Annotated in this window: 12 protein-coding genes and 1 pseudogene; all 13 read left to right on the forward strand. The window is 54.8% G+C overall.

What is annotated here, in order from left to right:
* Positions 1 to 201 precede the first annotated feature (201 nt).
* The gene (locus B5G12_RS01740) at positions 202 to 417 is read left to right on the forward strand and encodes a Maff2 family mobile element protein (RefSeq protein WP_087323290.1); all 216 of its coding nucleotides are present in this window, start codon (positions 202 to 204) and stop codon (positions 415 to 417) included.
* Positions 418 to 703: 286 nt separating this feature from the next.
* A complete protein-coding gene (locus tag B5G12_RS01745) occupies positions 704 to 1,570 on the forward strand; it encodes a VirB6/TrbL-like conjugal transfer protein, CD1112 family (protein ID WP_087323293.1) in 867 nt (288 codons plus the stop codon).
* Between the two features lie 27 nt (positions 1,571 to 1,597).
* A complete protein-coding gene (locus tag B5G12_RS01750; protein WP_087323296.1) occupies positions 1,598 to 1,984 on the forward strand; it encodes a PrgI family protein in 387 nt (128 codons plus the stop codon).
* Positions 1,953 to 3,437, forward strand: a pseudogene (locus B5G12_RS01755) (VirB4-like conjugal transfer ATPase, CD1110 family); the annotation flags it as partial. The gene B5G12_RS01750 and the pseudogene B5G12_RS01755, both read left to right, overlap by 32 nt.
* Before the next feature lie 550 nt (positions 3,438 to 3,987).
* Entirely contained in the window at positions 3,988 to 5,670 is a 1,683-nt protein-coding gene (gene ltrA / locus B5G12_RS01760; RefSeq protein ID WP_087323544.1) for a group II intron reverse transcriptase/maturase, read from the forward strand.
* Positions 5,670 to 6,677, forward strand: coding sequence for a VirB4-like conjugal transfer ATPase, CD1110 family (locus B5G12_RS01765; RefSeq protein WP_522731423.1), 1,008 nt, complete (start codon positions 5,670 to 5,672; stop codon positions 6,675 to 6,677). Before ltrA ends, B5G12_RS01765 begins: the two co-directional genes overlap by 1 nt.
* Positions 6,670 to 8,415, forward strand: coding sequence for a C40 family peptidase (locus B5G12_RS01770; protein ID WP_087323299.1), 1,746 nt, complete (start codon positions 6,670 to 6,672; stop codon positions 8,413 to 8,415). Before B5G12_RS01765 ends, B5G12_RS01770 begins: the two co-directional genes overlap by 8 nt.
* A gap of 16 nt (positions 8,416 to 8,431) precedes the next feature.
* The gene (locus tag B5G12_RS01775; protein ID WP_087323304.1) at positions 8,432 to 8,704 is read left to right on the forward strand and encodes a DUF4315 family protein; all 273 of its coding nucleotides are present in this window, start codon (positions 8,432 to 8,434) and stop codon (positions 8,702 to 8,704) included.
* A complete protein-coding gene (locus B5G12_RS01780; RefSeq protein ID WP_087323308.1) occupies positions 8,688 to 9,476 on the forward strand; it encodes a DUF4366 domain-containing protein in 789 nt (262 codons plus the stop codon). Before B5G12_RS01775 ends, B5G12_RS01780 begins: the two co-directional genes overlap by 17 nt.
* A gap of 146 nt (positions 9,477 to 9,622) precedes the next feature.
* Positions 9,623 to 10,123 carry an RNA polymerase sigma factor gene (locus tag B5G12_RS01785; protein WP_087323311.1) on the forward strand — a complete coding sequence of 167 codons (501 nt, stop codon included), beginning with the start codon at positions 9,623 to 9,625 and terminating at the stop codon, positions 10,121 to 10,123.
* Between the two features lie 10 nt (positions 10,124 to 10,133).
* Positions 10,134 to 10,829 (forward strand): zf-HC2 domain-containing protein, encoded by a 696-nt coding sequence (locus tag B5G12_RS01790; protein WP_158099669.1) that lies wholly within the window; start codon positions 10,134 to 10,136, stop codon positions 10,827 to 10,829.
* 69 nt (positions 10,830 to 10,898) lie between these two features.
* Entirely contained in the window at positions 10,899 to 12,989 is a 2,091-nt protein-coding gene (locus B5G12_RS01795; protein WP_087323317.1) for a DNA topoisomerase 3, read from the forward strand.
* Positions 12,986 to 13,195 (forward strand): transposon-transfer assisting family protein, encoded by a 210-nt coding sequence (locus tag B5G12_RS01800; protein ID WP_087323320.1) that lies wholly within the window; start codon positions 12,986 to 12,988, stop codon positions 13,193 to 13,195. Before B5G12_RS01795 ends, B5G12_RS01800 begins: the two co-directional genes overlap by 4 nt.
* Positions 13,196 to 13,203: the final 8 nt, after the last annotated feature.

A 13,203-nucleotide genomic window follows, 5' to 3' on the forward strand; every position in this document is an offset into this window, starting at 1 on the left:
CCCTGCTCACGGGGGAGTGTACATAATCATTTCCTTTATGAGAGCAATACATTGACCCTCCCAAATCCGGGGGGATTTTTCTTTTCCAGGCCCCAGGTACACCAGCAAATCAACCATGCTGCGGTTGGCAGCGAAAAAGAACTGTGATTTCAGGTGTGTATTGACCGGCCGCAAGCTCTTTTTTCTCAGGAGGAAATGACTATGGATTTCTTTAACTCTGCTGTCGAAGTGCTTCAGACCCTCGTTGTCGCTCTGGGTGCCGGTCTCGGTGTTTGGGGTGTCATCAACCTGCTGGAAGGCTATGGCAACGACAACCCCGGCGCAAAGAGCCAGGGCATGAAGCAGCTGATGGCCGGCGGCGGTGTTGCCCTGATCGGCACCACCCTGATCCCGCTGCTGAGTGGTCTGTTCGGCTGAGTCCGAACAACTGTTTCCGGGCAGTCTAAATCCGGCTTGGGCGGGCTTCCGCCCATTTACATCGCTCCTATCTGGAGCAGGCCGTGCTACCTTTCGACCCGGCATCAGCCACGCCGCGGCAAGCGGCATTCAAAAACAGGTGCCCGGGTGATTGCGAAACGGCTCCCATCTTACCTTATTATAAAAGAAAGGACGAACGCTATGGAAATTCTCACCAACATTATCTTCCTGCTGAATATGCTCAAGACCCTTATCAACCATTTCTTCTAAGGGGAGGTGACACCCTTTGGAAACCGTACTCAACGCGATTGCGGACTGGATCAAAGGTATTTTGGCCGGCGCAATCATGTCCAACCTCTCCGGCCTGTTCGATTCGGTGAACGAGCAGGTGGGAGAGATTGCCACGCAAGTGGGCACAAGTCCTGCGGACTTTGAACCCCGTGTATTTGAGATGATCCGCGGGGTATCCAATTCTGCAATTCTTCCCATTGCAGGTGTTTTCCTGACCCTGGTGGCCTGCTATGAGCTGGTTCAGATGGTCACCGAGCACAACAACCTGGCCAGCTTTGAGCCTGCCCTGATTACCAAATGGATCATCAAGACCGGCTGCGCCGTCTACCTGATCTCCAACACCTTTGATATCGTCATGGGTGTTTTTGATCTGGCGCAGGGAGTCATCGCTGAATCCAGCGGCATCGTCGCAGGAAACACGGCAGTCAATGAGGCTGGACTGGCGAACCTGGAAGCCAGCCTGATGGAGATGGATGTGGGACCGTTGTTTGGACTGTTTTTGCAGTCCTTCTTCATTGGCATCACCCTGCGTATCCTGTCCATCGTGATTTTCGTCATTGTCTATGGCCGGATGATTGAGATATATATGGCGGTCAGTTTGGCCCCCATTCCGTTCTCAACCTTCGGCAGCCATGAACAGAGCCAGATGGGCCAGAACTACCTGCGCAGCCTCTTTGCCCTGGGCTTCCAGGGCTTCCTCATCCTGATCTGTGTGGGCATTTATGCTGTGCTCATCCAGTCGGTGGCAGTCTCTGACGATGCCATTGCCTCTATTTGGGGCATTGTCGGCTACACGGTTTTGCTCTGCTTCACCCTGTTCAAGACCAGCTCCATCGCCCGGAGTGTTCTCAACGCTCATTAAACCCAATTATCAAAGGAGGTCTATTTTATGGCAGCTTATATTTCGGTTCCCCGTGACCTCACACGGGTCAAATCCAAGGTTTTCATGAATCTCACCAAGCGGCAGGTTATCTGCTTTGGAACGGCGGTGCTCATCGGAGTACCGTCTTTCTTTTTGCTCCGGGAATACGGCGGCAATACCCTCGCCACCCTCGGCATGATGATCCTGATGCTGCCGCTGTTCTTTTTGGCCATGTATGAAAAAAATGGCCAGCCCCTGGAGAAGTTCCTGAACCACTATATCCAGGCACGTTTTATCCGTCCCAAGGTGCGGCCTTACCGCACCGCAAACTACTTCGCCCTGCTCCAGCAGCAGGCGGAGCTGGAACAGGAGGTCGATGCGATTGTTTCCCTTTCCTCGAAAGAAAAAGGCTAATACTCTGACGCCCCAGCAGAACAAGCAGATTCAGGCGGCAATCCACAAGCGCAAGCCGACGGGACCGCCCAGGACGGCCCAGCAGTCCATCCCGTTCCAGCGGATGTTTGAAGATGGCACCTGTCGGGTTCACTCAAACTACTACACCCGCACCATCCAGTTTCAGGACATCAACTACCAGCTGGCTCAGCAGGAGGACAAGACTGCTATTTTCGAGGAGTGGTGCAGCTTTTTGAATTTTTTCGACAGCTCCATCCACTTTGAATTGTCCTTTGTGAACGTCGCCACCGACGCCGCTGACTTTGAGCGCAGCATCCGCATTCCGTTCCAGCAGGATGGCTTTGATGATGTGCGGGCCGAGTACAGCCAGATGCTGCGTCAGCAGCTGGCCAAAGGCAACAACGGCTTGACCAAGACCAAGTTCATTACCTTCGGCATCGAGGCTGACAGCATGAAGCTGGCCAAGCCCAGGCTGGAACATGTCCAGAATGACCTGCTCAACAACTTCCACCGGCTGGGCGTGACTGCAAAGCCCCTCAACGGCAAGGAACGGCTCAAGCTGATGCACCACATCTTCCACATGGACGGCGGGGAAAAGTTTGAGTTTGACTGGAACACCTTCACCCGGAGCGGCCTCTCGGTGAAAGATGCCATCGCTCCCACCGTGTTCGCTTTCAAGAACAGCCGCTGCTTCCAGATGGGCGGGCTGTATGGGGCCATGAGTTTTCTCTCCATCACGGCCTCTGACCTCAGCGACCAGCTCCTGAAGGACTTTCTGGAGATGGATTCCAGCCAGATTGTGACCATGCACATCCAGTCCGTGGACCAGAACAAGGCCATCAAGACGGTCAAGCGCACCATCACTGAACTGGATCGCAGCAAAATCGAGGAGCAGAAAAAAGCAGTCCGCGCTGGCTATGATATGGACATTATTCCGTCGGATTTGGCCACTTATGGCCGGGACGCAAAAGCCCTGCTGAAGGAGCTGCAGAGCCAGAACGAGCGTATGTTCCTGGTCACGTTCCTGGTCCTGAACACGGGCCGCACCGAGCAGGAACTGGAAACCAACATCTTCCAGGCGTCGAGCATCGCCCAGAAGCACAACTGCAATCTCTGCCGGCTGGACTATCAGCAGGAGCAGGGCCTCATGTCCAGCCTGCCCCTGGCCGAAAATCAGATCGAGATTCAGCGGGGCCTGACCACCAGTTCCACCGCCATCTTCATTCCGTTTACCACCCAGGAGCTGTTCCAGTCCGGGAAAGAATCCCTCTATTATGGTCTGAACGCCCTGTCCCAGAACCTCATTATGGTGGACCGGAAGAAGCTCAAGAACCCCAATGGCCTGATTCTGGGCACCCCCGGTTCCGGCAAATCCTTCAGCGCCAAGCGTGAGATTGCCAACTCCTTCCTGGTTACGGATGATGACATCATCATCTGCGATCCCGAGGCAGAGGTGCGACACGAAGTCGCGTAATGTATTGCGTGTAAACGCTGCTCTATCCATTTGGAGTAACCCTACTGTGACCTGCACTGGTCAAAAGCCAGCGTTGGGAAGCTCACAGGACAATATAGGAAATCTGCCAGCCTAAAAGCGGACGTACTGTTAGGGTAAAGAATGCTATGTCGAATGTAATGTAAATCATCGTAAGGATCGTTACAGGGAACAGGTGAAATAAGGCTGACACACCTGCACCAAAAGGTGAAGGAGGTGGCTGCGGGGCCTTTCAGTACCCCAAGGCAAATGGACGCAAATCCTCCCGGTTCAAAGATGGCGGCTAAGGCATTCATGAATTATGCATTACGTGGAACGTGGAAACCCCTATGCACTCCTTTTTCATAAAGGTATCGACTTCGCAAGAGGAAGAAATGGTGCAGAGGGCATAAGAGGGAATAAAAAGCGAATGGCTCACTGTAATGGTGAGCATAGGGGTTCAAAATTTGCCCTGGCCCGAAAGGGCGCTGACTTATTCCAGGTATTTCATGGCAAGATTGGAGGTATACCTGTGAACGATTTGTATTCAACGACGGAAGGTAAAACTTCTGAGAAGCAATCGGACGAAGCAAAGCTCGGCGCACAATGGAAATCCATTGACTGGCGCAGAGCCGAACGGGAAGTTAACAGGCTACAAGTCAGGATTGTCAAGGCAACTCAGCAGAATGACTATAACGCAGTAAAACGACTTCAGTATCTTTTGACACATTCCTTTTATGCCAAAGCGCTGGCCGTTAAGCGCGTCGTCACCAACGACGGGCGCAGGACGCCTGGCGTGGACGGTGTTCTCTGGAACACGCCGGCGAAGAAAATGAAAGCGGTCCTGTCGCTGACAGATAAAGGATATCGTGCGCGTCCTCTCCGCAGAGTTTATATTGAGAAGAAGGACAAGAAGAAAAAACGTCCATTGGGCATCCCCACCATGTACGACCGTGCTATGCAGGCTCTCTACGCTCTGGCGTTGGAGCCTGTTGCGGAAACAACGGCAGATGGGAAATCCTTTGGTTTCCGAAAAGGAAGGTGTGCGCAGGATGCCTGTGAATATCTCTTCACGGCGCTCTCACGCAAACACATCTCTCCGAAATGGATTCTGGAAGGTGACATCAAGGGCTGTTTTGACCACATCAGCCATGATTGGCTGTTGGCAAATATCCCAATGGATAAGAGCATCCTGAAACAGTTCCTGAAAGCAGGGTTCATCTACCAGCGCGAACTCTTTCCCACAGAGGAAGGCACCCCGCAGGGCGGCATTATTTCTCCCATCCTGGCGAATATGACGCTGGATGGAATGGAAAAGCGGCTGGTTGAGCGATTCCACACAAATGCGCTCGGCAAAGTGGATATTCGATTCAAGAATGCCCACAAGGTGAACTTTGTGCGCTATGCAGATGATTTCGTCGTCACAGCAGCAACCCCGGAGCTGGCCCTTGAAGCCAAAGAAGTCATCCGGGAGTTTCTCGCGCAAAGAGGTTTGGAACTATCCGAAGAAAAGACTGTCGTCACCAACATCGACGACGGCTTTGACTTCCTTGGATGGAACTTTAGAAAATACAGCGAAAAGCTGATTATCAAGCCATCCAAAAAGGCTGTGAAAGCCATTGTTTCCACCCTCTCGGACACGATTCTCCGCAGAGGAAAAGCATGGGAGCAGGATGTTCTGATTATGAAGTTGAACGAACAGATTCGAGGTTGGACCAACTACCACCAGTCCGTATGTGCGAGCTATGCGTTCGCGCATCTGGATTACGTCCTGTACGAACTGCTGTGGCGGTGGGCCAAAAGACGGCACCCAAAGAAGAATAAATGGTGGATCTCGGCCAGGTACTGGCATCGGGTTCAAAACCAAAATTGGGTGTTCTCTACGGATAAAAAGAAGTTGATACGGGTGGACAGTACGGCAATCGTGCGGCACACCAAAGTAAAAACAACTGCAAATCCGTTCCTCGATACGGAGTATTTCCGAAAAAGAAAGTTCGATAAGGGAATGCGCAGGCTCACTGGCAAATTCAAGACCATTTGGAAAAACCAGAAAGGTCTGTGCTACCACTGCGGTATGCCGATGGACGTGACTGAGGAGAGAGAAATCTTCTGTCTCAGGCCAAAGTCCAAAGCGGGCACAGAAGATATTCGCAATATGCGGTACGTCCACTGTGCCTGCCAGCAAATCTACGCTGAGTGCCGCTTGAAAAAGTGATGAAATGCTTGAGCCGTATGACGGGAAATCTGTCACGTACGGTTCTTAGGCGGGAAAGCGGTGGTAACACCGCCGACCCAGCCGATTACGCGGCTCTGGTTCGCCGGTTCCACGGTCAGGTGATCCAGATCAGCCCGTCCAGCACCCAGTATATCAACCCCATGGATATCAACGCCAACTATTCGGAGGAGGATAACCCCATCGCCCTGAAGGCCGACTTCATCCTCTCCCTGTGCGAGCTGGTGGTGGGCGGCAAGGAAGGGCTGCAGCCGGTGGAGAAAACGGTCATCGACCGCTGCGTCCACCAGATCTACAACCGCTATTTCAATGACCCCCGCCCCGAGAATATGCCGCTGCTGGAGGACCTCTACAACGCCCTGCTCCAGCAGGAGGAAAAGGAAGCCCACCATGTGGCGACCGCCCTTGAAATCTACGTCAAGGGCAGCCTGAGCCTGTTCAATCACCGGACCAATGTGGACATCGAAAACCGGCTTGTCTGCTACGATATCAAGGAGCTGGGCAAGCAGATGAAGAAGATCGGTATGCTGGTGGTTCAGGACCAGGTGTGGGGCCGTGTGACCACCAACCGTGCCGCTGGCAAGTCCACCCGGTATTATATGGACGAGTTCCATTTGCTTCTGAAAGAAGAACAGACGGCGGCTTACTCGGTGGAAATCTGGAAGCGCTTCCGGAAGTGGGGCGGCATCCCCACCGGCATCACCCAGAACGTCAAAGACCTGTTGTCCTCTTACGAGGTCCAGAACATCTTTGAGAACTCGGACTTTGTTTATATGCTCAACCAGGCCGCCGGTGACCGGCAGATTCTCGCCAAGCAGCTCAACATTTCGCCCCACCAGTTGTCCTATGTGACCCACTCGGGCGAAGGTGAAGGGCTGCTTTTCTTTGGCAATGTGATTCTGCCCTTCGTGGACCGCTTCCCGCAGGATCTGGAACTCTACCGGATTATGACTACCAAGCTGGGGGAGGTTGCACCGCAGAATGGGTAAAGTGCAGCAGCGGCAGGACAAGTCCAAGCCGTCCCGACTGAACTCCGTGGATGAGGGCAGCCAAACCAAAGGCCGCGACCCTCCCGGGGGCCGGGGCGGAGAGAAAAAGCGTAAGCCCCAGAAGCTGAAAAGCGATGCACAGAAAGCCAAAGAGCGGGCAGAACAACTGCGGTTTGGCAAGGCGGAGATCACGGTGGACGAAGCCTCCCGGATGACCAAGGAGCAGAAGCGGGAGATGTACGCTTCGGCGGCCCTCCTGACGGCGGTCCATCGCAAGATCGAGGAGTATGAGGACGACAATGTGGGCATCAAGAGCGCCCACGAAGTCGAAAAGGGCGCAGAGCTGGCCGGACGGGTATCCGATTCCCGGTATGCCAAAAAGCTGAAGAAGCGGAAGAAAAAGCTGGAGAGCAAAGCCGCAAAGCAGAAGGCTGCCGCCGGAAAGCAGCCGGCAGAAAAAGCCGGTGAAACCGGCTCCAACCCCATTTCCAAGGCCAAACAGCGCCAGGCATACCAGCAGCAGGCGCGAACCGCAGCGCAGGCTGCCCAGACCGGCAAAGCTGCCGGAAGCCAGAAAGCAGCCGCATCTGGTACGACAAAAGTGAAATCAGGTGTGAACGGTGTAGTCACGAAGGGTAAAGAGGTAGTAGGCGGCGTAGCCAAAGGCGCGGTCGCCTTTGCAAAGAGCCATGCACATTTGCTGGTGATCGGAGGTGTGCTGGCGATGCTGCTGCTCCTTATGTTGTCGGCGTTCTCGTCGTGCTCTATTCTGTTCGGCGGTACCACCCATGTGATGGGTCAAACCACCTATACCGCCGAAGATGAGGACATCCGGGGGGCAGAGGAGGACTACAAGCAGCTGGAACGGCAGCTGCAGCTGGAAATCGACATGATGGAGATCACCCATCCCGGCATGGACGAGTACCAGTATGACCTTGACCCGATTGAACACGACCCCTGGGAGCTGACTTCCTACCTGACCACTCTGCACGATGACTACACCCGGAGCGAAGTGCAGGGAACCTTGAAGGATACCTTTGAAAAGCAGTACAAGCTGAAAACCTGGGTGGAACCGCAAATCCGGTATCGGGTGGTTGTCATCCCAAGTCCGGTGCCGCCCTATTTTACGACCACGCTGGAACCTTATGTGTACCTGATTCTCCATGTGGAGCTGGAAAACCGGGGGCTGGAAACGGTCATCCGGGAAGAGCTGGACAATGACCAGTGGAAGCGGTACGAGATTCTCCAGGACACCAAGGGCGGCCGGCCCTATCTATTCAACGGGAGCCTGTCCTGGGGTAGCTCAGATGGTTCCGGGGAGGCTGGCATCGACTACCAGGTGCCCGCTGAGGCCCTGACGGACCCGGAATTTGCTGCCATGCTGCAAGAAGCCGAGAAGTATCTGGGCACTCCCTATGTCTGGGGCGGGTCTACTCCTGAAACCGGCTTTGACTGTTCCGGCTATGTCTGCTGGGTGCTCAATGAGTCCGGCTGGGATGTGGGCCGCACCACAGCCAACGGCCTGTGGCAGCAGGCCACAAAAATCTCTGAGGCAGAGGCAAAACCCGGTGACCTGGTATTTTTCGAGGGCACCTATGACACCCCCGGCGCAAGCCATGTGGGCATTTATGTGGGTGATGGCATGATGATCTCTGCCGGCGACCCTATCAAGTATTCCAACATCCATTCCAGTTACTGGGATGGTCACCTGCTGGGATTCGGTAGAATCCCGAAATAACAAACAAGGAGGCAATATGAGCGAAAAACTTGAAAAGATGCGGGCCGACCTGGCAAAAGCCAAGGAGCGCCGCATTCAGCTGAATAACCGCATTGAGCTGCTGGAACGCCGGATTGCAGAGGCTGAGAAAGTGGAGGTGGCCGAGATGGTGCGCACCGCCAACGTCACGCCGGAGCAGCTGGCCATGCTCTTGAAGCAGGCAGCCAGTGCAGCACCGAACTCTGCGGCCCTGGCTGCCGCTGGGGTAACTTTTGACAACAAGGAGGACATGGATGAAAGCATGGAATAAGTTCTGCTGCGTTCTGGCATCGCTGGTACTGCTGATGGGCAGTCTGGCCGCCCCGGCCTTTGCCTATGGGGCAGAAACGGAACCCGCCCCCGACCCGGCCCCGACTCCCGTCACGGTTCCTGCTGCGGAGCCTGCGGAAGAAGCCCCGGTGACGGTGCAGGAAGAAGTATCCGGCCCCCTGACGCCGGAGGGCAACCTGACCCTGGTGGATGATTACCACACCACCTATTCGGATGGCTCCGGGCAGCAGTTCATTACGATGGTGAGCAAGTCGGGGGCCTATTTTTACCTGGTGATCGACCGGGCCTCTGACGGGGACCAGACCGTCCACTTCATGAATCTGGTGGACGAGGCGGACCTGCTGGCACTGATGGAAGAAGAACAGGCAGATGCCTATAATGCCGAAAAGGAGGCGGCAATTCAGGCGGAGCTGGAAAAGCAGCAGGCTGAGGAAGAAGCCAAAAAGGCAGCCGAAGAAGCTGAAGCGGAGGCCGAAGCCGAGGAAAAAGACTTTGATATCACCGGCATTGCAAGCAAGTTTCTGGGCGTGATCGCCCTGGTTGGTCTGGCTGCCGGCGGCGGGTTCTACTTCTTCATCCAGAAAAAGAAGAAGGAACAGGCGGCCAAAGAAAGCGTTGACCCGGACGCCGACTACCGGGAGGATGAAGAAGAAATCATTCTTCCCGATGGCGAACCCGAACCGGATGCGGCGCAGGACGAGGATGCCGAACGGAAGGCATATCAGACCAGCGACGGCTACGAGGACGTGTAACACAAAAAAGGGCGGCATTGCCGCCCATACATAATCACACAGTTACTTTCAGCTGGATTCATGTTATACTGGGTCCAGAAAAAATTTTAATTTGCCTGTAAGATTTCGGGGCTGATGGAGTCTTATAGACAAAAGGAGGTGATTTTGTGACGGAGTTTGAGGAAGTGTATCAGACTTATTTCCAGGATGTGTACCGGTATATCCGGCAGCTTTCCGGGGATGAGCAGACAGCAGAAGAAGTCACAAGCGAAACCTTCTTTAAGGCCATGCGCTCGATTGGAACCTTCCGCGGGGAATGCGATCTGCGGGTTTGGCTGTGTCAGATCGCAAAAAACACCTATTATTCCTATTGCAGGAAGAACGCCCGGACCGTCAGCCTGGATGAGGAAGCTGCCGCAGAGCAGCCAGGCACTCAAAATGTAGAGGATGAAATCTCCCGCCGCGAAACGGTGCGTCAAACGCAGGAAGCCTTACACGGGCTGCCGGAACCTTATAAAGAGGTATTTATGTGGCGGGCCTTTGCCGATTTGTCTTTTAAGCAGATTGGGCAGATGTTTCATAAGTCAGATAACTGGGCCTGCGTCACATACCACCGGGCCAGAGCCATGATTAAGAGCAAAATGGAGGGAAAAGGGCATGAAAAATGAATGCAGTGTTGTGCAGGATCTGCTGCCCCTGTATCTGGAAAAGATGGTGCAGGAGGATACGGCATCCTTTGTGAAGGAGCATCTGGATCGGTGCCCCCGCTGCCGTGCAAAGTTTCAGGAGCTGCGGGCGGATGAGCCGGCACAGGAACCGCTGGCAGCAGGACAGGAAAGGGAAGCGGCGCAGGCTTTTTTGAAAATCCGAAATGGTATCCGCCGCCGGATTCTCACAGCTGCTGCCGCAGCAGCAGTGGGGTTGGCCATCCTTTTGGGACTTCTCTATTACTTCCCGGTGTATCATATTCTTCAGGTGCAGGGAACCTCCTATTACAGTGCCGATGAAGTAGCGATGCTGGCGTATATTGGGAGCAGGGAAGACCGGGCTGATGCCCAGACTGTCCTCCGGCAGGCCGATGCAGCCTTTGCAGATTGCAGCCATACCTGGGAAGAAAACCAGGAACTGTATGGCCCCCTCGCCCGCTATGCAACTTCGTCTGATCGGGACGCAGCGTCTGCCATTCATAGCCTGGATTTGTGGTCTGCGCACCTGGATGACGCAGACGGTTATCTCTGGGTGTATTATTCCAGCAAGGCCCTGGATGAGCAGGGCGGAACGATTTCTGAAAGCAAAAACATCCCGTCTCTTTGGTATGTGGAAAAAGATGAAACCGGCCAGTGGCGGGTGGTCAGCATTAAAGAGCATCCATAAAAGTATTTTGACAGCCTTGTGCAAGCCACAGGGCTGTTTTTATTTTCAAGATAGAAAGGAGATCGAACTTTGCCCAATCTGATCGTAACCGAAAAGCCATCGACCTCCCAGGCCATAGCCAAGGTCCTGGGCATCACCAAACGCCACGACGGATATCTGGAAGGAGAGGAGTACCTCGTCAGCTGGTGTGTTGGCCATCTGGTGGAGCTGGCCCCACCCGGCAGTTATGACCCGAAGCTGGTCAAATGGTCCAAGGCGGACCTGCCCATTCTGCCCAAAGCATGGCAGTACCTGGTGTCGCCTGGAACCCAAAAGCAGTTTGATGTGTTGCGCAGCCTCATGGCCCGGCCCGACGTGGATCAGCTCATCTGCGCCACCGATGCCGGACGGGAGGGCGAGCTGATTTTCCGGCTCGTCTATCACCAGTGCAAATGCAAGAAGCCCTTTACCCGGCTCTGGATCAGCAGCATGGAGGATGCCGCCATCCGGGATGGATTCGCTCACCTCAAACCCTCAACCGAATACGATGCTTTGTACAAAGCAGCCCTTTGCCGGGAGCGTGCCGACTGGTTGGTCGGCATCAACGCCACCCGGCTTTTTTCGTGCCTGTATGGCCAGCCGTTGAACGTGGGCCGGGTGATGACCCCGACGCTTGCCATGACGGTGAGCCGAGAAGCCGCCATTGATGCGTTCCGGCCCGAACTGTTCTATCTGATTCAAATTCAGACAGGAGGTTATATGGCATCCAGCGAACGATTCAAGGATAAGTCCCAGGCCGAGGCGCTGCTGGAAGAGTGCCGGAAAGCCAGCGAGGCAGTCCTGCAAAAAAACGAACGAAAGGAGAAAACAGAACGTCCGCCCGCCCTCTATGACCTGACAACTCTCCAGCGGGATGCCAACCGGCTGCTGGGCTATTCGGCGCAGCAGACCCTCGATTACACCCAAGCCCTTTATGAAAAGAAGCTGGTGACTTACCCCCGCACCGACAGCCGTTATTTGACCGAGGATATGGAGCCGGGCCTGCCGGATCTGATCCGTCAGACCGCCACTCACTTTGGTGTAACCGGCGAAATCCCCATCCATGCAAAACAGGTCATCAACAGCAAAAAGATCGGCGACCACCACGCAATCCTGCCCACCAGGAGCATGGCGAAAGCTGACCTTTCTTCTTTGCCTGCAGGAGAGGCTAACGTCCTTCGGCTGATTGCGGCCCGGCTTCTGGCCGCCGTGGGAGAGCCGTACCGCTATGCTGAAACCACGGTACAGATGGAGTGTGCCGGGCAGGTTTTCACTGCCAAAGGCAAGACTGTTCTGGCCGAGGGCTGGAAAGCGGTGGAGCGGGCTGTCCTTGGTGATACCGCCCAAAAGAACGAGGAAAAACTGGAACTTCTGCCCGAGGTGCAGGAGCAGGAGACCTTGCCTGTCCTGGATGCCCAACTGAAAGAGGGCAAAACGTCCCCTCCCAAGCATTTTACCGAGGACACTCTTTTGTCGGCCATGGAAACGGCCGGGAAAGAGCGTATGCCGGAAGAAGCCGAACGCCGGGGCATTGGAACCCCTGCCACCAGAGCTGCAATCATTGAAAAGCTGGTCAAGAAAGGTTTTCTGACCCGCGAGGGGACCGGCAAAACCAAGAACCTGATCCCTACCCAGAAGGGGCGGGAGCTGATTGCAGTCATGCCCGAAGAAATCCAGTCACCCGCCATGACCGCCGACTGGGAGCAGCAGCTCCTGCAGATCGAGCGGGGGAACTTGGAACCCGAAACCTTTATGAATGAGATCGAACAGATGGTGACCTCACTGATCGAAACCAGTGAGGCAGTGAAAGGAGCAAAAATGCTTATGAAGAACAATGGTAAGATCGTTGGTGTCTGCCCCCACTGTGGTGCCGATGTGGCTGAACGGGATAAGGGCTGGTTCTGTTCCAACCGGGAGTGCCGGTTTGTGCTCTGGAAGGACAACGCTTTCTTCAAGCGGCTGGGAAAGCACCTCACTGGCCAGCTGGTGGATAAGCTGCTGCGGGATGGCCGTGCCCGGCTCAAGGACTGCAAGAGCCAGCGCACCAGTAGAACTTATAACGCCTCTGTCCTGATGACCACCGAGGCTGATGGGCGGGCACAGTTCAGCCTGGAGTTTGAGAACGGGGGTGGAAAAGGATGAACTTTTCGTATGAGGAGATTAACCTGATGGCCCTCTACAACACTGGCAGCCGGGAACGGCTGATCGAAGTGCTGACTGAGATGAAGACCTATCTCACTCTTTCCGAAACGGAGCTGCGGGACCTGACCGACGGCACCCTCGATAAGCTGGCCGGCATGACCGATGCCGAGTTCGATGCACTGGAACTGTACCCCGATTTTATCTAAGGAGGGCT

It is taken from the genome of Faecalibacterium sp. An58 (assembly GCF_002161515.1).
Classification (GTDB): Bacteria; Bacillota; Clostridia; order Oscillospirales; family Ruminococcaceae; genus Faecalibacterium; species Faecalibacterium avium.